Genomic DNA, 21,246 nt, shown 5'->3' with positions numbered 1-21,246 from the left:
TGCCCGTATGTTCCGGTTCGACTGGCTCCGGCGTACCGCCGTCAGCATCGCCGCTGTCCTGCTGGTGTTCGGCCTCGTCGTGGGTTGTGCGGACGAGGAGCAGGCCGGCCCCGACGGCGTCCCGTTGCCGTCGGATTTCCCGGCCGCGCAGGTCCCGCTCATCGACGGTCACGTGCTCTCGGCGAGCGGCAGTCGCTCCGACGGTTGGGAGGTCGCGGTGCAGGGCCCGGCCAACGCGGGCAATCAGCTCGAGGCCGCGACCGAGACGCTCACCGAGGCCGGTTACGTCGAATCGCACCGGTCGACCGAGGGCGGACAATCGGTCGTCGTGCTGTCGGCGACCAAGGAGGGTTCGACCTACTGGGTCCAGATCGGCGCGTCCCCGCAGGCCGCGGGCGGTGGGTCGTCGGTCTTCTATCTGGTCAACGTGGAGTAGTCGCACCCCTAGCCTGTCGATCGACGGTCGTACCGATCGGGGCGGCCGTGGTCCACGATCGCTATCGGGCACCGCGTGTGATGCTGCGCTGCGCGTGCCACCGAGCCCGCCCAGGCGGTGAAGGTGCTCCCGGCCCGGGGGCGGGTCACGACCAGAAGCGAGGCCTGCGGAACCGCCTCGCCGACGGCCCTCGACGGGTTGCCGTTCACCAACTGCAGCGTCGTGTCGCGGTCGGGGAAGCGTCGGCGCCAGGGGTCGAGCAGCGCGTCGGCTCGCGCGTACACCGCTTCGATCCGAGCGGGCGGGGCGTCGTCGGGGATCGCGCACACGATCGCCACGGGGCTGCTGGTGGCATCGGCGTACTCGAATGCGGTCGACAGCGCGAGATCGGACGGGGCGTCGGCATCGATGGCCGCGACGACCGGACCGCCCGTCGCGAGGTTGCCGTACGGGACTGTCACGACCGGGCATCGCGACCGGGCCGAGAGCGCGGAGCTGATGCTCCCGGTGGTGAGGCGTTCGATGAGGCCGGGTCGATGATGGCCGAGGACCATCAGATCGACCTGACCCGACAGCCTGGTGAGCAGGGGTATCGCGAAGTCGTGTTCGACGACGGTCTCGATGCGCAGGCCCGGATGTCGGGTGCCGAGACGGCCGGCCACCGCGGTCAGGTGGGCGGCAGCTGCCTGCCGCGTGGCGGTGACGTCGAAGTCGAGTTCGAACTCGCTGAGTGGTTGCAGCGCAACGGCTGCCGCGAATCCGTGGATCAGTAGCAGGCGGTCCCCGTCGCGGGCCGAGGCGGCCGCCCAGTGAGCGGCCGCCTCGGATTCGGGACTCAGATCGACCCCGACGGCGATGGTGTTCATCGGGCGCGGGTGGCGTCGCCCGTCCGCGTCTCGCCGGCGATGGCGTCGTCCGCGACGGGACCGACCGTCGACGGTGCCACAGCTGCGGGCACGGCGACGTCGGCGACCGCCGCCTCCTGCGCGCGGCGCTCCTCGTCGCTGCTCATCGTCTTCAGCGCAACCTCCTTGATGAACGCGATGGCGATGAAGCTCAGCGCCGCCATGACGGCCGCGACGAGGAAGACCCGGGCGGTCCCGTCGCCGTAGGCGCCGCGGACGATGGCCGCGATCGGAGCCGGCAGCTCGTTCAGATTGGCCAGGCCGGCACTGCCGCCACCGGATGCGCCGGCGCCGATGCCGAGTGCGCCGAGCCCCTTCGCGATGAGGTCGGTGACGTGGTTGGACAGAACCGCGCCGAGCACCGAGACACCCGCCGCGCCACCGAGGGAACGGAAGAAGGTGACCGTCGAGGTCGCCGCGCCGAGGTTGTCGGGGCTGACGTTGTTCTGCACCGCGAGGACCAGGTTCTGCATCGTCATACCCATGCCGCAGCCCAGGACGAAGAGGAATACACCGACCACGACCATGTCGGTGTGGGCGTCGATCGTCGCGAGCAGGCCGAAGCCGATCGTCATCATCGCGGCACCGGCCACGAGGAATCGCTTCCACCGCCCGTACCTGGTGATCAGGTTGCCCGACACGGTCGCCGAGAGCATCGAGCCGATGACCATCGGCAGCGTCAGCAGGCCCGCCGCGGTCGGCGAGTAGCCGCGCGCGATCTGGAAGTACTGCCCGAGGAACACAGCGCCGCCGAACAGGGCGACACCGACGCCGACGCTGGCGACAGTCGCCAGGGCCGTGGTGCGGTCGCGGAAGATGTGCAGCGGGATGATCGGGCTGGACACCCTGGACTCGACGAAGACGGCTGCGGCGAGCAGCGCGACTCCGAGTGCCACCAGTCCGTACGAGGTCATCGACGCCCAGTCGAAGTTCTTGCCCGCCAAGGTGACCCAGATGAGCAGGGTGCTGACGCCCGAGGCGATGAGGGCGGCGCCGAGGTAGTCGATGCTGACCTTCTTGCGGACCACCGGGACGTTCAGCGTGCGCTGGATGACGAGTAGGGCGATGACGGCGAGCGGGACGCAGACGTAGAACGTCCAGCGCCAGCCGAGCCAGCTGGTGTCGACGATGACGCCGCCGATGAGCGGACCGGCGACGGTCGCGACGGACATCACCGCGGCCATCGGGCCCTGGTAGCGGCCGCGTTCGCGCGGGCTGAACATCGTCGCGACGACGATCACGACCAGCGCCTGCAGGCCGCCGAGGCCCAGGCCCTGGATGACGCGGAAGCCGATCAGCATGTCGACCGAGGTGGAGAGCCCGGCGAGGACCGAACCCAGGGTGAACAGGAACAGCGCGCCCTGGACCAGCAGCTTCTTGCTGACCAGGTCGGCGAACTTGCCCCAGATGGGCGTGGTCGCGGTGGACGCGAGCAGGGTCGCGGTGATGACCCAGGTGTACTGGTCCTGGGTGCCGTGCAGGTCGGTGATGATCGTCGGCAGGGCGTTGGACACCACGGTCGACGACAGGAACGCGACGAACATGCCGAGCAGGAGGCCGATGAGGGCCTCGATTTTCTGACGATGCGTCATCGGCACGTCTTCGGCCGGCGCCATCGCGGACGCGGGTGCACTCATATGGCAAACCTCCGAGAAAGAGAGCTGCCCGCGACGAGGAGACGGGCGGGCGGCGAATCGGCGCGCGCGGTGGCGCACCCGATTGGTTGATTGATGCAACCATAAGTCGTGATGGTTGCAACCAACAACTATCGGAGGTTATTCCGGGTGTGTTCCGGGACTCACCCGGTGGCCGAGGGAGGCTCGGCGGTGCTCAGTCGAGCCGACGCTCGGCGTAGGCCTTGAGGTCGGCGACCTGCGCGGGATCGAGCGACGGCCGAACCCGCTTGCGGGCCTCCTCGACGTCGGCCACGGTGACCGCGGCGGCGTCGATGTCCCGGCGCATCGCCGACAGGGCGGCCTCGCGCAGCAGGGCCGAACAGTCGGCCGCCGAGTAGCCCTCGAGGTCGCCGGCCAGCTCGTCGAGGTCGACTCCGTCGAGCGGGACGTCGCGCCCGGTGGCGCGCAGGATGTCGCCGCGGGCGTCGGCGTCCGGCGGCGGCACGAAGACGAGCCGTTCCAGTCGCCCGGGCCGCAGAAGCGCCGGGTCGATGAGGTCGGGTCGGTTCGTCGCACCGAGCACCACGACGTCCTGGAGTGGTTCGACGCCGTCGAGTTCGGTGAGCAGCGCGGCGACCACCCGGTCGCCGACACCGGAGTCGGTGGACTGACCGCGGCGCGGGGCCAGCGCGTCGACCTCGTCCAGGAAGATCAGCGAGGGCGCCGACTCGCGGGCACGGGCGAACAGATCCCGCACCGCCTTCTCCGACGACCCGACCCACTTGTCCATCAGCTCGGCGCCCTTGACCGTGTGCACCGACAGCTGACCCGACGCCGCGAGCGCGCGGACGACGAAGGTCTTGCCGCAGCCCGGCGGGCCGAACAGCAGCACCCCACGCGGCGGGTCGACGCCGAGCCGGGCGAAGGTGTCGGGGTGTTGCAGCGGCCACAGGACCGCTTCGGTCAGAGCCTGTTTCGTCTCGACCATGTCGCCGACGTCGGCGAGGGTGATCGAGCCAAGCGCGACTTCGGGGGAATCCGAGCGGGACACCGGCCGGATGACGTCGAGGGCGCCGACGAGATCCTCGGTGCGCAGCGACGGCGCGGACTTCTCGGCACTCGCACGCGTCGCGGCGCGCAGCGCGGCCTCGCGGGCCAGCGCGGCGAGATCCCCGGCGACGAAACCGGGGGTGCGCGAGGCGACCGACGTGAGGTCGAGGTCGCCGTCGGTCGGGACGTTCGACAGGATCGCCGAGAGCAACCGCGCCCGGGTCGCGGCGTCGGGGAGGCCGATGACCAGTTCCCGGTCGCAGAGCGACGGGTCGCGCAACCGGGCGTCGAGGCGTACCGGTTCGGCGGTGGTCGCGATGAGTGCGATGCGGCCGTCGGCGATGCCGGAACGCAGTTCGTCGAGGATCAGTGCGGCGACGGGCTCGGGTTCGGCGGGTAACAGCGCGTCGACGTCGGTGATCAGCAGGACCCCGGCGGCCGCCCGGGTGCGGGCCACCGCGTCGGCGACCGTCCGCAGGCGGGTGTTGGCCTCCGTCGCGCCGACCGTCGGGCCGTCGATGGTCACCAGCGTGCGCGACGCGCACACCGAACGGACGAAGGTCGCCTTGCCGCCGCCGGCCGGGCCGGTGACCAGGACGCCGAGACGCGGTGTCGCACCGAGGGTGCGCAGCACCTCCGGCTCGTCGAGGGTGATGGTGAGCCACTCGGTGAGCTTGGTGATCTGGGAGTCGACGCCGACCAGCTCCGACACCGGCCGGACCGGGATCTCGGGCTCCCGGGCGGGCTCGCGGACCGGGCTGGGCGCGGCGGCCGGCCGCGGGCGGGAGTCGGACTCCGACACCATGCCGAGGGCGCCGGGGATCCGGGGTGAACCGGGACCGGTCCGATCGCCCAGCGGTGCCACCTCGCCCGCGGTGGTCGACCACAGCACGGCGGTGTTGGTCTGCACGCTGACCGGCGCCGACACCCGGCCACCCGCCGGCGGGCCGGGCTCGGTTGCCGTGACGGTGAGCAATTCGGTGGTCCAGGTGATCCCGACCGACCTGGCCAGCGCACGCGTGGCCTCGGTGGCGGCGAGCTCGGGACCGAGGTCGCGGGGGAGGAGCGAGACGGCGTCACCGACGGACAAGACCTTCCCCAGCAGCGCGCGGCGCAGCGTCGACTCGGTGATCGACTGGGTGGCCAGCGCCGAACCGCTCACCACCACCCGGCTTGCGCCCTGCACCTCAACGGGCGCCAGCACGACCGTCGAGTTCTCGCGGACACCGGCGTTGGAGAAGGCGATCTCGTCGAGGAGGGCGACGCCGGTCGGCGCGGAGGCCTCGGTCGCGGCCACCACGGCGGCGGTGACCCGTGCGCCGGTGATCGACACCGCGTCCCATTCCCGCAGCGAGAGGGCCGTCAACACCTCGGGATGCACGCGGATGATGCCGCGCCGCGCCTCGGCCGCCGAGGGATTGTGCCGCGCGGTCAGCGTGAGGGAGGCCGGTGTGCTCATTCGGACTCGCTTTCGGTCGTCTCGCCGGGCGCGCCGACCACGGACCGGCCGGGGCCGGTGGGACGGTTCAGGCCCATGCGGCCGAGGGAGTTGATGACCGGCCGACGGCGTCGACCTCCGGGCGACGTGGCCCGCAGCGCCCGGCGCTGTGCACGACGCTCGGCCGGTTTGTCGTCCCAGTGCTCGGGCCGGGAGGCGACCCAGCGGCGCGCGCGCCACGCGTACGGGATGTGCAGGACGTATCCGGCGATGGCGATCATCATCAGCACGTACGGGAAGGTCACCAACAGTGCCGCGGCCGCGGCGACCAGCACCAGCAGGCCGGTCACCGCGCGAGCCGGGATCGATGCGGTCTTCAGCGAGGACGTCGGGACGCGACTTACGGCCAGGAAGGCGACGAAGATCAGCCACCCGCCGACGGCCGGCAGCGACGTCCACCACCCGTCGCCGAACTGTTGTTCCAGCCCGATGGGCAGGAGCGCGCAGATCGCCGCGGCGGGCGCGGGGACACCGACGAAGAAATCCTTGGTGTACGCGGGTGCCTCGTCGTCGTCGAGCAGGGTGTTGAACCTCGCGAGGCGCAGGACGATGGCGCAGCAGTAGATCAGCGCGAGCACCCAGCCGAGGTCATGCCCGTCGATGAAATAGAAGTAGATGATCATCGCCGGGACCACACCGAAGTTGATCGCGTCGGCCAGCGAGTCGATCTCGGCGCCGATCCGGCTCGTGGCTCCCATCAGGCGTGCGACCCGACCGTCGATGCCGTCGAGGAACGCGGCCGCGACCAGGAGAGCCATCGCGGTGTCGACGTCGCCGTTGATCGCTGACCGCATGGCCGTCAGGCCCGCGCAGATCGCGAGGATCGTCAGCGACGACGGGATGACGATGCGGCTGGCCTGTGCCTGGCGCCGCAGACGCCGGCGCTCCGGCTCCCGCGGAACCGGATGTGTCTGTGCGTGCCGGCTGGCCGAGCGCGCGGTCGGGTTGCGCGCGGTGCGCGAGCCGGGGCGTCGCCGGCCGGGGTTCGTGCCGGGTGAGGTCATGTCGGTCGGGTTCACCGGGCCGGAGTTCACTGATCCAGGTACGCGAACGGGGTCTCGCCGCCGACCGCGCGCTGGCCGACCGAGACGCGGGGCCGGGTGCCGGCCGGGAAGTAGACGTCGACGCGCGATCCGAATCGGATGAGCCCGTAGGTCTCGCCGATCGTCAGCGAGTCCCCGACCGACGGCTCGCACACGATCCGACGGGCGACGAGACCGGCGATCTGCACGACCGCCAGCTCAGGGCCGGGCGTGCCGCCTGCGGCGGTGGTGCGGATGGTCATCGTGGTGCGCTCGTTGTCGCGGCTGGCCTCGGGGAGGTCGGCGGAGACGAACGCGCCGGGCGTGTGGGTCACAGTGGTCACCGTGCCCGCGATCGGCACGCGCTGCACGTGGACGTCGAAGATCGACAGGAAGGTCGAGACCCGGGGCAGCGGCTGTGTGCCCAGGCCGGACTCGGCGGGCGGGACAGCCTCGTCGACCAGGGCGATGGTCCCGTCCGCGGGGGCGACCACCACGCCGGGTTCGGTCGGGGTGACCCGCTTCGGATGCCGGAAGAAGGCTGCGCACGCGGCGGCGGTCAGCGTGGCCGGTCGGGCGATCCAGCGGTGTCGACGCCCGAGGAGCGCGACGGCTGCAGGCGCGGCGACGAACGGCACACCCGCCGGATGGATCGGAGGGATGGTCTCTCGGGCCAGATCGAGAAAATGGGCGACACGGCCGGTGTCACCGGAGCCGTCCGGACGCGGACGTCGGGCCACGATCAACCTCCTCTGGCCTGTGTCCAGGCCGGATAAATGGTGCGCACCGCATCGCCGGGTGCATCGGCGTCCACTCTAGAGCGCCGCGCCCGGAGACCTCGTCGTCAGCGCAGGACCAGCACGTCCACCAGGGTGCCCGCCTCGACCGCCTCGACGTCGGCGGGGACGTCGATGAGCGCGTCGGCCTCGGCGAGGTAGCGCAGGTGATGGGACGCCGGCGGGCCGATCGGGTCCACCCCGACCACCCCGTCGCGAGGCCCGGCGTCGAGCACGCCCCGCAGGAACTGTCGTTTGCCGCGGGGTGAGCGGATGTCGGCACCGAGACGAGCTCGGATTCGTTCCCGGTCGGCGGGCAGTGCCATCGCGGCCCGCAGCGCGGGCCGGATGAAGACCTCGAAGGACACGAGTGCACTGACGGGATTTCCCGGCAGCGTGATGATCGGCACGCGCCGGCCGCGGGAGGAGGGGAAGTGGCCGCACCCCTGGGGCATGCCCGGCTGCATCGCAACCTTCACGAACTCGACGGTCCCGGTCGCCGACAGTGCGTCCTTGACCACCTCGAAGGCGCCGGCGCTGACACCGCCCGAGGTGATGATCAGATCGGCGTCGTCGGCGACCTCGTCGAGCCGCGCGGCGAAGTCCGCGGTGTTGTCGGGCACGAAGTGCAGGTGACGGCCGGCCGCGCCGGCCTCGATGACCGCGGCGGTCAGCATCGCGCCGTTCGACTCGTAGATCTGCCCGTGGCGCAACGGTTTTCCGGGTTCGACGAGTTCAGAACCGGTGGACAGCACGACGACCCGCAGCCGCCGGGCGACGGTGATCTCGGCGAGGCCCAGTGCGGCGAGCAGGCCGATCTGCGGTGCGCCGATCACCGTGCCGGCCGGCAGCGCCCGGGTGCCGGCCTCGATGTCGGAGCCGCCGCGCCGGATGTGCCTGCCGCGCTCGGGTGCTGCGGTGAACGTGACGGTCGGCGCCGCGGCCACCGGGCCCACCACGGCGTCGGTCAGTTCGACCGGGACGACCGCGTCGGCGCCCGCGGGCATCGGGGCGCCGGTCATGATGCGGTGCGCGGTGCCCGGCTCGAGAGTGAGGTCGTCGGTACGGCCGGCGGGGATGTCCGCGGCGACCGGCAGGGTGACCGGCTCGTCGGCGCTCGCGTCCGCGAGATCGTCTGCGCGGACCGCGAATCCGTCCATCGCGGAGTTGTCGAAGCCGGGCAGCGACAGCGGGGCGTCCACGTCGGTGAACGTGGCGAAGCCGAGCGATTCCGGCACGGCGACCTCCGACGGTTCGGCGGGGCCGAACAACGCCGCGACGATGCGCTGATGCTCTACGACGGTACGCATCCGCTCAGCATGCCAGGTGTCGACGGAGACCATGGCGTCGTCCCGGCAGGTGACCGGGCCGTCCTGCGACGCCGCTGGGCGAGGACTACATTCGTGCGCATGGCGCTGGGTCTGCTGTTCGACATCGACGGGGTGATGGTCACCTCGTGGCAGGCGCTGCCCGGCGCGGTCGAGGCGATCGCCGATCTCGCCGACCAGGGCATCCCGCGGATGTTCTTGACCAACACGACGTCCCGCTCGCGTGGCGAGATCGCCGAGGCGCTCAACGAATGCGGTTTCGAGGTGAAGCCGGACGAGATCCTGTCGGCCGCCAAGCTGACCGCCGAACACGTCGCCGCCACCTATCCGGGCAAGCGCGTGTGGGTGCTCAACCAGGGCCCGATCGCCGAGGACATGACCGGCGTGGAGTTGACCGACGACCCGGCGTCGGCCGAGGTGGTGGTACTCGGCGGTGCCGGTTCGGTCTTCACGCACGCCACGCTGTCCAAGGTCCTGGAGATGATGCTCGACGGGATTCCGGTGATCGCGATGCACCGGTCCATGACGTGGTCCACGGCGGACGGCTTGAGCATCGACACCGGGGTGTACCTCGAGGGTCTTGAAAAGGCTTCGGGCGCAAAGATCAAGGCGATCGGCAAGCCCTCGCCGGTCGGTTTCCGGGCGGCCACCGAGGTCCTCGGTCTGGAGCCGACCCAGGTGGTGATGGTCGGCGACGACATGCACAATGACGTTCTCGGTGCCCAGGCGGCGGCGCTGATCGGGGTGTTGGTCCGTACCGGCAAGTTCCGCGAGGAGGCGCTGCATGCGTTGCAGCGTGACGAGTTCGGGCCCTACCCCGACCACATCATCGACTCGGTCGCCGACCTCCCCGAGCTCATCGGCAAGCTCGGCGGAGCCTGATCCCCGCGCCTAAACCCGAGAGACCGACACAACCATTGCCCCCTGAGGTGCGAGGAGCGAAAGCGACGAGCCACGAAGGGTTGGCGACGCATCGCACAGGACCCTTCGTGACGGCCTCCGCAAGCTCCGGCCTCCTCAGGGAGCAGGGGGCGAGCGTCTCCCCGCTCCCTGAGGAGCGAGCTTGCGAGCGTCTCCCCGCTCCCTGAGGAGCGAGCTTGCGAGCGTCTCCCCGCTCCCTGAGGAGCGAGCTTGCGAGCGTCTCGAAGGGTCAGTTGGACTCGGCGGCGCGCTTGATCTTGCCCAGCGTCTCGGCCATCCCGAGTTTGAGCTCCTCTTCGAACGAGTCGGCTCCGCCGAAGAGCTTGTCGACGAGTACCGACGACACCTTGGTGGTCGACCCGTTGACCTCGCGCCGCTCGGTGACCGTGACCCCGGCGTCCTTCGGGGTGATGGTGTAGCTCCAGATGGTGTGGTTCTCCGCGACCCGGAAGCCGAGTTCCTGGTTCGGGGTGAACCGGACGACCTTGGAGGTGGTCGGCCACACCAGCGGGCCCCGGCGGTTGATGTTGATGGTCTTGGTCCCCAACCCGACGGTGCCGCCGCGGATGATCATCTTCTTGCACTGGGGGCTCCACTCGCCCATGCGCTTCAGATCGGAGATCACCGACCACACCTGTTCGGGCGTGGCGTCGATGTCGATGGATTCCTCGATGAGTGCTGCGGTCATGGTCGCTCACCCTATGTGCTTGTTGGCCGAGGGTCAATAAGCATGTTCGGGTGCCCGAGTCAACCCCGGAAAACGCGTGGACCAGCGATGTCGCGCCGAACTCAGACCAGCAGGGTGATCCCGATGACGGCACCGATGGCCAGGAAGACGGCGGCGGTGATCCACCCGGCGGGGTGTTCGTCGGCGGCCCGGCGGCCGGTGGTCACGGCGTCGTCGGGGGTCTCGTCACTGCGCGGCGCGCCGTCGAAGAGCAGCGTGCCGAGCTTCCCGGGTGTGAGCCAGTCGATCAGCACGAACGACCACATCATCACCGCGATCGCCAAGACCGTGTACGCGACGGTGTAGAGCAGCGCGCGCCACAGTTCCAGGAGTTCGGTGTCGATGACCGAACAGACCAGCACGATCGCGAGGCCGATGACCATCGATGTGGTCAGCAGCACCGCGTTGCGGTTGTGCTCGATCCACACCAGCTGCCGCAGCCGGCCCGGTGTCACCAGGTCGAGGGCGGCGAAGCCGAGGACGAGCACGGCGATCCCCACCAGGCTGAACGATGCCCCCGCGGCCAGGTTGTCCCGCAGCAGTTCCATCCGGCTCCCTCTCGCCTCGCATCGACATCAGCGGGCTGCCGCCCGACTGCAACACCTCGAGCGGGCTGCCGCCCGAAAGGACTTCAGCGAAGGCCTGCGCGCGAGAACGCGCAGGGCCTTCGCTGAAGGACAGTAGCCGGTATCAGCCGACGCTGAGCATGTCGTAGGTGTCGATGTTCTCCGCCAGGCGGGTCACATGGTCCGACGCGTCGCCCAGGGTGTGGCTGATCGCCGTCAGACGGCTCACGTAATGGGCGATCGGGTACTCGGCGGTCATACCGATACCGCCGTGCATCTGGATCGCTTCCTGACCGATCAGGCGCGCCGAGCGGCAGATCTGCAGCTTGGCCCGCGACGCGATGATGGGATCGGCGATCCCATCCGCCAGCGCCGACGTCGCGTAGAGGCTCAGGCTGCGAGCGAGTTCGAGCTGGACGTACATGTCGGCGGCACGGTGGGTCAGTGCCTGGAAGGCCGACAGCGTGACGCCGAACTGCTTGCGCGACTTGAGGTATTCGACGGTCAGGTCCAGGCTCCGCTCCATCGCGCCGACGGCCTCGGCGCACAGTGCGGTCTGGATGCCGACCTCGGCGTCGGCGATGGTCTGCGACGCGTCGCCGGTGCCCAGTCGCGTCGCCTTGACGTCGCTGAACTCGATCTGCGCGCCGCGACGGCGGTCGTGCGTCCGGTACGGCGTCCGGGTGATGCCCTGGGCATCGGCGTCGACGAGGTAGAGGCCGACGCCGTTGTCGTCGCGCGCCGACACGATCAGCTTCGCAGCGCAATCGCCATGTCCGACAAGGCTCTTGGTGCCTTTGAGGACGCCGTCGGCCGACGCGGTGGTCTCCACCCGCGCCTCCGGCCAGCGGTCGCCCGGCTCGGTGTGGGCGAAGGCCATCAGCAGTTCGCCCGACGCCAGCGCGGTCCGCAGCTCGGCGCGGGTCGCGTCGTCGGCGAGGCCGAGGAGCGAGCCGGGGACGAGGACCGAGTCGAGGTAGGGCTCAGGTGCCAGTGCGCGGCCGAGTTCGGTCATGACACTGGTGAATTCGACGGGGCCGGCGTCCATGCCGCCCTCGTCCTCCGGGAAGGTGAGGCCGAGGATGCCGATCTCGGCCAGCGACTTCCACACCTTCTCGCTCCAGCCGAGATCGGTGTCGGTGACCTTGCGCAGCGTCTCGACGTCGTAGGTCTTGGTGAGGACCTCGCGAACGGTGTCGCGCAGCATCCCCTGCTCTTCGGAAAGCTCGAAATCCATGGTGTTCCTTAGTGAAAGGTCGAAAGGTGCGGGGTCGGCGCTCAGAGGCCGAGGACAGCCTTGTCGATGATCTGGCGCTGGACCTCCGACGACCCGCCGTAGATCGTGACCTTGCGGTAGTTGAGGTAGGTCGGGGCGGCGAGCTGGGCCCATTCGGGGGCGCTCACCTCGGCGCTGCCATTCGGAGCCGAGGCGTCGAGCTGGGCGACCGGGAGCGAGTCGGGGCCCGCGATGTCGGCGAGGAGTTCCATGGCGGCCTGCTGCAACTGGCTGCCGGTCAGCTTGAGCAGCGACGATGCCGGGTTCGGCTTGCCGTCGGCCGACGAGGCGGCGACGCGCAGCTGGGTGAGCTCGAGGGCGAGCAGTTCGTTCTCGACCTCGGCCAGGCGGGCGGCGAACAGCGGATCGTCGAGGAGGGTGCCCTTGGCGGTCCGGGTCTGCTTGGCGAGTTCCTTGGCGCGGGCGAGCTTGGCCTTGGTGTAACCGACGCGGGCGATGCCGTTGCGCTCGTTGCCGAGCAGGAACTTCGCCTGGGTCCAGCCGCTGTTCTCCTCGCCGACCATGTTCTCGGCGGGCACGCGGACGTCGTTGAAGAAGACCTCGTTGACCTCGTAGCTGCCGTCGATGAGCTGGATCGGGCGGATCTCGACGCCCGGCGTGTCCATCGGGAACAGGAACATGCTGATGCCGGCCTGCTTCTTGACATCGGGGTTGGTACGCGCGAGGCAGAAGATCCAGTCGGCGAACTGTCCGAGTGTGGTCCAGGTCTTCTGTCCGTTGATCACGTAGTCGTCGCCGTCGCGGACCGCGCGGGTCTTCAGCGAGGCGAGGTCGGAGCCGGCCTCTGGCTCGGAGAAGCCCTGGCACCACCAGATGTCGAGGTTGGCGGTCTTGGCCAGGAAGCGTTCCTTCATCTCGTCGGAACCGAACTGGGCGATGACCGGGCCGATCATGCCGACGTTGAACGGCAGCATGTCGGGGACGAACGCGAGGCTCATCTCCTCGCGGTAGATGTGATGCTGGATCGGGGTCCAGTCCTTGCCGCCGTGCTCCACCGGCCAGCTGGGGGTGGCCACACCGTGCTCGTTGAGGATGCGCGTCGTGGTGACGAGGTCCTCGGGGTACTGGAGCTTGCCCTCTTCGCACCGCTTGCGGACGTCTTCGGGGACCTTGGCGAAGATGCTGCGCAACTCCTCGCGGAAGGCCTCTTCTTCAGGACTGAATTTCAGCTGCATGGGTTCTTCTCTACTCCTGTCGAGGGTGTCCGTACCCCGGGCGGTGTGGTCGAACTGGGGACCTCTGCCGTGTGCACCCAAGCTGGGGAAACCCAACCGAGCCACGAATGACTAAGCGCTTGCTTAGTGATAGGTTGCACTATGCCGCGCGGGCTGGATGCTGTCAATCACGGGCTCGTCGCGATGACCAGTCCGACCGTTCCGAGAAGGTGACCGTGGGCCCGTCTGCCGATCCGACGCCCGAAGTCCGGCCCGTGGCCGCCCGGGCCCGGCTCCTGCGCGCCGCCGTCGAGGCGTTCGCCGCCAAGGGGTTCAACGGGACGACCACGAGAGACATCGCCAACGGCGCGCAGATGAGTTCGGCGGCGGTCTACGTGCACTTCCGCTCCAAGGAGGAGCTGCTGTTCGAGATCTCCGACGCCGGGCATCGCGCGATTCTCGCGGCGATCGACGACGCCGACGATCCGTCGGCGTCCCCCGGCGACCGGCTGCGGGCGATCTTCCACGCCTTCACCGAGCACCACGCGCGCGAGCACGTGGGGGGTCGGGTGGTGAACTACGAACTCAACGCCCTCGCGCCCGACCATCTGGACACGGTGATGGCCATGCGTCGCGAGATCACCAGACGGGTGCGCGAGATCATCGAAGCCGGGATCGCATGCGGGGACTTCGATGTCGCTGACTCGCTCGCCACCACCAACGCGATGCTGTCCATGGGGATCGATGTCGCGCGCTGGTATCGCGACGGGGGGTCACTCTCGCCCGAGGAGATGGGGGGCTTCTACGCGGAGCTGGCCACGCGGATGGTGGGATGGCGACCGCCCGTCGGCGGGTGACTCAGCCCCTGCATGCCGGTTCCGGTTGCGACGGAGAGACTTCGACTGCGTTCCGGGCTGCGGATGCTGCCCGGCGGCGCACTGTCACCGCGAATACCGCCGCAATCATCACCATCGCGAGAACGTAACCGACGTAGCCGATGATGGTGTCGCGCAAACCGATGTGCGAGACGACGATCCCGGCGATCACGGCCGGGACGCTGAATGCGAGGTAGCTCGCCACGAACACCGACGAGAAGACCTGACCGCGCATCGCGGGAGGTGTCGCGGCGGTGATGTTGTCCATCGCGGAGAGGAAGGTGGCGGCCCAGCCCGAGCCGGCCACGATCGAACCGACGATGTAGAAGGGCAGGGATTCGATGAGGACCCCGGCCAGTGAGATCACCACGCCGGCGGCGAGTGCGGGAAATCCGTACGCAGCCTTGATCGTCGACGAGCGATCGGTGATGAACAGGGACGTGACGGCCGCGCAGGCGAAGAAGACGAACAGGATCGCGCCCGCCGCGCCGTGGTTGCCCACACCGAACACACGGGAGACCACCGACGACCCGAGCGAGAGATACAGGCCGCCGAGCGACCAGGTGGCGACGAGCGCGGGAACTGACGCCAGGAACACCGTGCGGACCTCGCGAGGCACGCGCACCTGCGGCGCGAGCGTGCCGGCCAGGTGCCGTCGAGAATCGAAGCCGATTCGCTCGCGGGTCTCCGGGACGACGAGAAGTGCGATCAGCAGTGCGGCGAACAGGCCGAGGATGATCTCGTAGATCAGCACGCGGGGTGCGGGTGCGTACTCGACGAGCACCCCGGCCACGGCGACGCCGCTCGCCAGGCCGACCGCCGGGGCTGCGCCGACGATCGTCGATCCGGCACGGGCCGAGGGCTGCAGATCGACCGTCGTCGCGGTCAAGGTGCCCATCGCCGCGCCGGTGGCCAGGCCTTGCAGGGCGCGCGCGGCGAGTAGGGTGCCGACGTCCTCGGCTACGACGAACAGCACCATGCTCGCGATGAGCAGGACGAGCGCGACGGCGAGGACAGGCCGCCGGCCGACATGATCGGACAGAGACCCGACCGTCAGGAGGCTCACCAGCATGGTCACCACGTACACCGCGAACACGAGCGTCAGTGTGAGCGCGGAGAATCCCCACAGTTCCTGATACACGGGGTACAGCGGCGACGGTGCCGCGGACGCGAACAGGACCATCATGTACGTCGCCGCGATCAGCCAGAACGCGCGATGTGGGTGCAGTGGCGCCACGAGGTCTCCTTAAAGCAAACAGGTTTGCATTCAGAAACTAGCCCGGACTGCGTTCCAAAAGCAATCAGCTTTGCAATAATGGCTTCCATGACGACGGCCCGCACCCCCGACAGCCCGATTTCTGGTGCTCCCGCCTCGCCGACCCGTCGTCCAGGTGGTCGTAGCGCGCGCGTGCAATCGGCGGTCTACACGGCAGTCGGTCAGCTCGTCGGGGCCGGACGCCGCGAGACGATGACGATCCCCGAGGTCGCCGAACTCGCCGGGGTGAATCCGACCAGCATCTATCGACGCTGGGGAACGATCGACGCGCTTCTCGGGGAGGTCGCCGTTGCGGCGTTGACGCAGGGCGAACCCCTGCCCGACACCGGCACTCTCGCCGAGGACCTGTCCGAGTGGGCGCAGATCATCGCCGCCGACATCGCACGCCCGAAGCGCCGCGCCTACCTTCGGGCCATGGTCGCCGCGCGCGAGGACATCGTCGAGGTCTGCCCCTGCTGGGAGATCCGGCGTGGGCACGCCGAACAGATGATCGCGCGGGCGCGGGACCGCGGCGAACCCACGCCGTCGGTCCGACAGGTGCTCGACCACGTGATCGCCCCGCTGTATCACCATGCGGTCTTCGGACTCGAGCTCGACGCCGATCATGCCGCCGGCCTGGTCGATGACGTCTTGTCGATGATCGGAGCTGCGCCGAGAAGGTAGGCCGAGACGATAGGGTCCCGGGAATGAAACACGTTCACGCGTTCACCGACGACGCACTCGGCGAGCACGACGCGGTCGGCGTCGCCCAGGCCATCGCATCCGGAGAGATCTCCGCTTCCGAGGCGGTCGAGGCCGCGATCGCGCGGATCGATGCCGTCAACCCGCACCTCAACGCCATCGCCTTCGACGATCGCGAGCGTGCGCGCAAACGCGCGGTCGACAACGACTTCCCGCTGGGATCGTTCATCGGGGTGCCGTCGATCATCAAGAACAACACCGACCTCGCGGGGCTGCCGACCTGTCACGGTTCGGCTGCGGTGCCCCAACGACCGGCGAAGGCCAACGAGGCGTTCACCAATCAGTTCCTGGCGAGCGGCGTCAATGTGGTCGGCGCGTCGACGATGCCGGCCTTCGGGCTGACCTCGACGACGGAGTTCGTCGACCGCGAGCCGACCCGCAACCCGTGGGACACCGACTACTCGTCGGGCGGCTCGTCCGGTGGTTCCGCGGCGCTCGTCGCGGCCGGTGCACTGCCGATCGCCCACGCCAACGACGGTGGCGGATCGATTCGCATCCCCGCCGCCATCTGTGGGCTGGTCGGACTGAAGCCGAGTCGCGGGCGCGTCGAGGCGTCGAAAGAGACACGGGACGCGCCGATTGACCTCGTGTCGAACGGGATCGTCAGCCGATCGGTGCGCGACACCGCCCGATTCCTCGCCGACACACAGGGTTTCCGGCCCGCGCCCGGGATGCCGCCGGTCGGGCTGGTCGAGGGGCCGGGGACCAAACGGCTCAAGATCGCGCTGATCACCGAGCCGCTGACCGGCTCGCTGCTCGACCGGGACACACAACGGTGTGTCACCGAGGCCGCCGAGCTGGTCGAGTCCCTCGGACATCGCACCGAGATGGTGCCGCTGCCGGTGGACCGGGACTACGTCCGGGACTTCATCGACTACTGGTCACTGCTCGCACTGGCGCTGGACCGATTCGGAAAACGGGTGGTCGACAAGGGCTTCGACCGTTCCCAGGTGGACTCGTTCACCCGTGGGCTCTCGCGCGGCGCGCTCCGGCACTTCTACCGGCTGCCCGGGGCGGTCCGCGGGCTGCGGAGGTCCACGGCCGCGATCCGCGGACTGCACGACACCTTCGACGTGGTCCTCAACCCGACCGTCGTCCACGCGACCCCGGAGATCGGATACCTCGATCCCGCACTCGACTTCGACGAGGCGATGGGCCGGCTGACCCGGTTCATCGCCTTCACCCCGGCCAACAACACCGCGGGCACCCCGGCGATCAGTCTGCCGCTGGGACAGACGGAATCGGGCATGCCCGTGGGCATCCACTTCGCGGCCGACCTCGGCCAGGAACGCACCCTCCTCGAGTTGGCCTTCGAACTCGAGGCGGCCCGGCCGTTCGCGCGGATTCAGGACGCCTGAGATACGTAATTCGTTCCCGCGGTGACGTTTCCGTCGCGCTTATTGGATCCTATAAGCACGACGGAAACTGCGCCGCGGGAGTGTTGGTCGGCCTGGGGACGCGCGACTGACCGAGATGCCGAACTCCGATAGTCTGCCCGGCAGCACCGAATGAGTTCAGTCGACGGGGGTGGGATGAACGGTCATGGGATGGCGCAAGAGTCCGAGACGATCAGCGCCGGACATTGTGGCGTCACGGTGGGCGGAAGTTATCGAAGGTCGTCCGCCGCATCCCGCTTCGCCGGCTACGTGACTACTGTTTCCGCGGTTGCCGGAATCGTCCTCTCCGGGCTGGCGTTTGTTCAACGGGCTCCGTCGGGTCGGGTGTCTGACGGATTCTGGACCGGACCACAATGGGCCGCAACAACACTCGTGCTCGGAGTATCACTCGGGTTGTCGCTCGTGATTGGTGTCGTACTGCTCAGCTTCGTCGGTCGCGGTCCGGCAATCGGGTCGGCCCTGGTCTCGGGGGTCTGCCTCGCCTATTCGGTCCGATCCGAGGCGGTCGATACCATCGCGGCGCTGACGGGAGGCCCGGGCGGACATGACGTGGTACGAACGGTCCTGGCGGCGTGGGCGTGCCTGCTCGTCGCCGCGGTCGCGGCGACGTTTCGACGAGATCGATTGTCTCTAAGAGAGGTCGGCGCAATCGCCGTTGTCGCTCTCGTCGTGACACTGGCGATCGGTCTCATGCCGTTCGAGCGCAGTGGAGCGACGGGGGCCGACGCCATTCGGATTCCCGAAGTGCCGCCTTCGGTCACCGGGGAACCAGCCTACCGAGTGGATGATGTCGATCCCTGGTCGATCACCCCGGCCGGCCCGGGCTTCGCCGCAGTCGTCGATGACATCCTGGTCGCCTACGACGGCACGACGGGCCGACCACGGTGGAGCCTCACTCCCGATGGCGTCGGAGCGGCGAATTGCGCTGAGCGAGGGTTCGATCGCGTCACCAGTACCGGAACGGGAACCGATTCAGTGGTCGTGGTCGGTTGTGACTACGCCCGCGCAGGGCGGGTGGGGTATTTCACGACCGGGATCGATGCGATGACAGGACAGGTCCTCTGGACCAACGATTCGCCGTGGATTCTGATTTCCGACGTACCACGCGCCGGACGCGTCGATCAGCCAGTGGCTGTGATCCGTGACGGCGAGATGGCAGTTCTCGAACCTCGGAGCGGAGAGGTCAGATGGCAGCGACGTGTGTCGCCGCCGACCGGACGTGATGAACCGAACCCGCATCCGCGCTCGGTCTTCGCTGCCGGTCATCATGTGGTCTATGTGACTCCTGACAGGGGTCATGTGAAGGTCGTTGTCTTCGACGCCCTGACCGGAGCGGATCGGACCCATCGCATCGCAATCACGGCGGCGGACGAGCGGTTCGACGTCAGCGTCGGCGAGACAGGCGACTCCGAGTTCGTGGCTCACCTGTGGGACCTCGATGACGTCCCCCGGGCATTGGTGGTCTCCATAGCGAACGGCGGACACGAGCCGGTGGACAGATGGTGGTGGGGTTCAGATGCTCGAGGGCGCCGGATGACGGGGATCCATGTGAACGCGCAGCCGTCCTGGGGTATGTACTTCGACCAGCCCGGGGCGGTAGTCATCGGACATCTGGATTCTCGCTCGTCGACCCGCGTCACGATCCCGAAAGGTACCGACTGGCCACGCGATCCGATCCCGGAGTCGCAGAGCTGGGTTCTTCTGCACGACTCCGTGGTGACGGCCCAACTGAAGCGACCTCTCGAGAACCAGGGGCGGTACGACCTGACGACGATCCACCCGGGCGGTTCGATCGCGTCCGTACCGTCGCCGTGCGGGCAGACGTTGGGTGGCGTCGTACCCGTTCCGGGAGCCGTGCTGGTCACATGCTTCGGCGATCCCGGTGATCTCAGCTCACCGGTGAGTGTGGCGGCACTTCGCCCGGATAGCTGAGCGTGCCCCCACAAATCCACCCCTGTTCCGCACACCCACCGCCTTGCAAGGCAGTGGGTTCACGGAACAGGGGTGGGTTTGCGAATGACCTAGTGCTGCACGGCCTTCTCGGCCCCGATGCCGGTGAGGGAGCGAACCTCCATCTCGGCGTTGCGTTCCGGGGTGCCGTTGTCCGACGGGCTGGTCAGCGTGCCGACGATGCCGAGGACGAAGGCCAGCGGGATCGAGATGATGCCCGGGTTGGCCAGCGGGAACCAGGCGAAGTCGGCGCCGGAGATCATGGCGGTCGACGACCCGGAGACGGCGGGGGAGAAGACGATCAGCACGATCGTCGAGATCAGGCCGCCGTACATGCTCCACAGGGCGCCGCGGGTGTTGAACCGCTTCCAGTAGAGCGAGTAGACGATCGTCGGCAGGTTCGCGGCCGCGGCGATCGCGAAGGCCAGCGCCACCAGGAAGGCGATGTTCTGGCCGTTGGCGAGGATGCCGAGGACGATGCTGACGATGCCGAGGACCACGACGGTGTATCGCGAGACGCGGACCTGGTCGTCCTCACTTGCCTTGTTGCGCTTGATCACCGAGGCGTAGATGTCGTGGGCGAACGACGCCGACGCGGTGATGGCGAGGCCGGCGACCACGGCGAGGATCGTCGCGAAGGCGACCGCCGAGATGATGCCCAGCAGGACCACGCCACCGAGTTCGAACGCGAGCAACGGTGCGGCCGAGTTCTGTCCGCCGGCGGCGTCGAGGATCTTGTCCGGTCCGACCAGGGCGGCCGCTCCGTAACCGAGAACCAGGGTGAACAGGTAGAAGGCGCCGATGAGGGCGATGGCCCAGACCACCGACTTGCGAGCCTCTTTCGCGGTCGGCACGGTGTAGAACCGCATCAGCACGTGCGGGAGGCCCGCGGTGCCGAGGACGAGCGCGATGGCGAGCGAGATGAAGTTGATCTGGCTCGTCAGGGACCCGCCATACTGGGCACCGGGAGCGAGAACGTCACGCGCGGCGACCTTTTCGCTGGTCGAGTCGGTCACCGCGTCCTGTGCCGCACCGAGGATCGACGACAGGTTCATGCCGAACTTGGCCAGCACGATGACGGTCATGATGCCGGCACCCGCGATGAGCAGGACGGCCTTGATGATCTGCACCCAGGTGGTGCCCTTCATGCCGCCGATGAGCACGTAGACGATCATCAGCGCACCGACGACGGCGATGACGATGGACTGGCCGAGGCGCCCCTCGATGTCGAGGAGCAACGCGACCAGGCCGCCGGCGCCGGCCATCTGGGCGAGCAGGTAGAACAGCGACACCGCGAGGGTGGAGATCGCCGCGGCCAGACGCACCGGGCGTTGCTTGAGGCGGAAGCTGAGGACGTCCGCCATCGTGAACTTGCCGGTGTTGCGCAGCAGTTCCGCCACGAGCAGCAGCGCGACCAGCCACGCGACGAGGAACCCGATGGAGTAGAGGAAGCCGTCGTAGCCGTAGACCGCGATGGCGCCCGCGATGCCGAGGAAGCTGGCCGCCGACAGGTAGTCGCCGGCGATGGCGACGCCGTTCTGCGGTCCGGAGAAGCCGCGACCGCCGGTGAAGAAGTCGGCGGCGGTGTTGTTGTTCTTGCTGGCCTTGATGACCACGAACATCGTGACCGCGACGAACGCGGCGAAGATGGCGATGTTGGCGGCCGGGCTGCCGACGGTCGCCGCGAGGACGGTCACGTCGGTGGTGGGTA

At 68.8% G+C, this 21,246-nt stretch carries 18 protein-coding genes; 6 read left to right on the top strand and 12 right to left on the bottom strand.

Annotated elements, in window-relative coordinates; genetic code table 11:
- The first annotated feature begins 7 nt into the window (after positions 1-7).
- Positions 8-436, top strand: coding sequence for a hypothetical protein (locus Q9R39_RS16170; protein WP_058251345.1), 429 nt, complete (start codon positions 8-10; stop codon positions 434-436).
- 8 nt (positions 437-444) lie between these two features.
- Here Q9R39_RS16170 and Q9R39_RS16165 read toward each other — a convergent pair whose 3' ends face one another.
- The 6 genes from Q9R39_RS16165 to glp all read right to left on the bottom strand — a co-directional run bounded on the left by Q9R39_RS16165 (position 445) and on the right by glp (position 8,613).
- On the bottom strand, positions 445-1,302 hold the full coding sequence (locus tag Q9R39_RS16165; protein ID WP_311277774.1) for a universal stress protein: 858 nt from the start codon (positions 1,300-1,302) through the stop codon (positions 445-447).
- The gene (locus Q9R39_RS16160) at positions 1,299-2,978 is read right to left on the bottom strand and encodes an MDR family MFS transporter (protein WP_159370001.1); all 1,680 of its coding nucleotides are present in this window, start codon (positions 2,976-2,978) and stop codon (positions 1,299-1,301) included. Before Q9R39_RS16160 ends, Q9R39_RS16165 begins: the two co-directional genes overlap by 4 nt.
- 193 nt (positions 2,979-3,171) lie before the next feature.
- On the bottom strand, positions 3,172-5,466 hold the full coding sequence (locus tag Q9R39_RS16155) for an AAA family ATPase (RefSeq protein WP_058251342.1): 2,295 nt from the start codon (positions 5,464-5,466) through the stop codon (positions 3,172-3,174).
- Positions 5,463-6,509: a phosphatidylcholine/phosphatidylserine synthase gene (locus Q9R39_RS16150; protein WP_231742352.1), complete on the bottom strand. Its 1,047-nt coding sequence runs from the start codon at positions 6,507-6,509 to the stop codon at positions 5,463-5,465. The genes Q9R39_RS16155 and Q9R39_RS16150 overlap by 4 nt, the downstream gene beginning before the upstream one ends.
- 26 nt (positions 6,510-6,535) lie before the next feature.
- Positions 6,536-7,267 carry a phosphatidylserine decarboxylase gene (locus tag Q9R39_RS16145; protein WP_058251340.1) on the bottom strand — a complete coding sequence of 244 codons (732 nt, stop codon included), beginning with the start codon at positions 7,265-7,267 and terminating at the stop codon, positions 6,536-6,538.
- Between the two features lie 104 nt (positions 7,268-7,371).
- Positions 7,372-8,613 (bottom strand): gephyrin-like molybdotransferase Glp, encoded by a 1,242-nt coding sequence (gene glp, locus Q9R39_RS16140; RefSeq protein ID WP_058251429.1) that lies wholly within the window; start codon positions 8,611-8,613, stop codon positions 7,372-7,374.
- Positions 8,614-8,712: 99 nt separating this feature from the next.
- Here glp and Q9R39_RS16135 point away from each other — a divergent pair, with 99 nt between their 5' ends.
- The gene (locus Q9R39_RS16135) at positions 8,713-9,513 is read left to right on the top strand and encodes an HAD-IIA family hydrolase (protein ID WP_058251339.1); all 801 of its coding nucleotides are present in this window, start codon (positions 8,713-8,715) and stop codon (positions 9,511-9,513) included.
- A 268-nt stretch (positions 9,514-9,781) separates the two neighbouring features.
- Here Q9R39_RS16135 and Q9R39_RS16130 read toward each other — a convergent pair whose 3' ends face one another.
- The 4 genes from Q9R39_RS16130 to Q9R39_RS16115 all read right to left on the bottom strand — a co-directional run bounded on the left by Q9R39_RS16130 (position 9,782) and on the right by Q9R39_RS16115 (position 13,317).
- A complete protein-coding gene (locus tag Q9R39_RS16130; protein ID WP_004022833.1) occupies positions 9,782-10,240 on the bottom strand; it encodes an SRPBCC family protein in 459 nt (152 codons plus the stop codon).
- A gap of 101 nt (positions 10,241-10,341) precedes the next feature.
- The gene (locus Q9R39_RS16125) at positions 10,342-10,827 is read right to left on the bottom strand and encodes a DUF350 domain-containing protein (protein ID WP_058251337.1); all 486 of its coding nucleotides are present in this window, start codon (positions 10,825-10,827) and stop codon (positions 10,342-10,344) included.
- 142 nt (positions 10,828-10,969) lie between these two features.
- Positions 10,970-12,082: an acyl-CoA dehydrogenase family protein gene (locus Q9R39_RS16120; RefSeq protein WP_058251336.1), complete on the bottom strand. Its 1,113-nt coding sequence runs from the start codon at positions 12,080-12,082 to the stop codon at positions 10,970-10,972.
- A 41-nt stretch (positions 12,083-12,123) separates the two neighbouring features.
- A complete protein-coding gene (locus Q9R39_RS16115) occupies positions 12,124-13,317 on the bottom strand; it encodes an acyl-CoA dehydrogenase family protein (RefSeq protein ID WP_058251335.1) in 1,194 nt (397 codons plus the stop codon).
- Between the two features lie 209 nt (positions 13,318-13,526).
- Here Q9R39_RS16115 and Q9R39_RS16110 point away from each other — a divergent pair, with 209 nt between their 5' ends.
- A complete protein-coding gene (locus Q9R39_RS16110) occupies positions 13,527-14,153 on the top strand; it encodes a TetR/AcrR family transcriptional regulator (protein ID WP_058251334.1) in 627 nt (208 codons plus the stop codon).
- Between the two features lies 1 nt (position 14,154).
- Here Q9R39_RS16110 and Q9R39_RS16105 read toward each other — a convergent pair whose 3' ends face one another.
- Positions 14,155-15,408 carry an MFS transporter gene (locus Q9R39_RS16105; RefSeq protein ID WP_058251333.1) on the bottom strand — a complete coding sequence of 418 codons (1,254 nt, stop codon included), beginning with the start codon at positions 15,406-15,408 and terminating at the stop codon, positions 14,155-14,157.
- 87 nt (positions 15,409-15,495) lie between these two features.
- On the opposite strand from Q9R39_RS16105, the gene Q9R39_RS16100 reads away from it, so the two are divergent.
- The 3 genes from Q9R39_RS16100 (at position 15,496) to Q9R39_RS16090 (ending at position 19,517) form a co-directional block, all read left to right on the top strand.
- Positions 15,496-16,110 carry a TetR/AcrR family transcriptional regulator gene (locus tag Q9R39_RS16100; RefSeq protein ID WP_068970598.1) on the top strand — a complete coding sequence of 205 codons (615 nt, stop codon included), beginning with the start codon at positions 15,496-15,498 and terminating at the stop codon, positions 16,108-16,110.
- A 23-nt stretch (positions 16,111-16,133) separates the two neighbouring features.
- Entirely contained in the window at positions 16,134-17,546 is a 1,413-nt protein-coding gene (locus tag Q9R39_RS16095; protein ID WP_058251331.1) for an amidase, read from the top strand.
- Positions 17,547-18,134: 588 nt separating this feature from the next.
- Positions 18,135-19,517, top strand: coding sequence for a PQQ-binding-like beta-propeller repeat protein (locus Q9R39_RS16090; RefSeq protein ID WP_165630640.1), 1,383 nt, complete (start codon positions 18,135-18,137; stop codon positions 19,515-19,517).
- Between the two features lie 89 nt (positions 19,518-19,606).
- On the opposite strand, the gene Q9R39_RS16085 is transcribed toward Q9R39_RS16090, so the two are convergent.
- The gene (locus tag Q9R39_RS16085; protein WP_065630162.1) at positions 19,607-21,232 is read right to left on the bottom strand and encodes a cation acetate symporter; all 1,626 of its coding nucleotides are present in this window, start codon (positions 21,230-21,232) and stop codon (positions 19,607-19,609) included.
- Positions 21,233-21,246 lie beyond the last annotated feature (14 nt).

The sequence above is a fragment of the Gordonia sp. AC31 genome (assembly GCF_031844505.1).
Classification (GTDB): Bacteria; Actinomycetota; Actinomycetes; order Mycobacteriales; family Mycobacteriaceae; genus Gordonia; species Gordonia hongkongensis.
This window is presented reverse-complemented; position numbering and strand designations above follow the sequence as displayed.

Coding starts and splice junctions, on each gene's coding strand:
- Q9R39_RS16170 (WP_058251345.1), top strand. CDS start 8: ATGTTCCGGTTCGACTGGCTCCGGCGTACCGCCGTCAGCATCGCCGCT.
- Q9R39_RS16165 (WP_311277774.1), bottom strand. CDS start 1,302: ATGAACACCATCGCCGTCGGGGTCGATCTGAGTCCCGAATCCGAGGCG.
- Q9R39_RS16160 (WP_159370001.1), bottom strand. CDS start 2,978: ATGAGTGCACCCGCGTCCGCGATGGCGCCGGCCGAAGACGTGCCGATG.
- Q9R39_RS16155 (WP_058251342.1), bottom strand. CDS start 5,466: ATGAGCACACCGGCCTCCCTCACGCTGACCGCGCGGCACAATCCCTCG.
- Q9R39_RS16150 (WP_231742352.1), bottom strand. CDS start 6,509: ATGACCTCACCCGGCACGAACCCCGGCCGGCGACGCCCCGGCTCGCGC.
- glp (WP_058251429.1), bottom strand. CDS start 8,613: ATGCGTACCGTCGTAGAGCATCAGCGCATCGTCGCGGCGTTGTTCGGC.
- Q9R39_RS16135 (WP_058251339.1), top strand. CDS start 8,713: ATGGCGCTGGGTCTGCTGTTCGACATCGACGGGGTGATGGTCACCTCG.
- Q9R39_RS16130 (WP_004022833.1), bottom strand. CDS start 10,240: ATGACCGCAGCACTCATCGAGGAATCCATCGACATCGACGCCACGCCC.
- Q9R39_RS16125 (WP_058251337.1), bottom strand. CDS start 10,827: ATGGAACTGCTGCGGGACAACCTGGCCGCGGGGGCATCGTTCAGCCTG.
- Q9R39_RS16120 (WP_058251336.1), bottom strand. CDS start 12,082: ATGGATTTCGAGCTTTCCGAAGAGCAGGGGATGCTGCGCGACACCGTT.
- Q9R39_RS16115 (WP_058251335.1), bottom strand. CDS start 13,317: ATGCAGCTGAAATTCAGTCCTGAAGAAGAGGCCTTCCGCGAGGAGTTG.
- Q9R39_RS16100 (WP_068970598.1), top strand. CDS start 15,496: ATGACGACGGCCCGCACCCCCGACAGCCCGATTTCTGGTGCTCCCGCC.
- Q9R39_RS16095 (WP_058251331.1), top strand. CDS start 16,134: ATGAAACACGTTCACGCGTTCACCGACGACGCACTCGGCGAGCACGAC.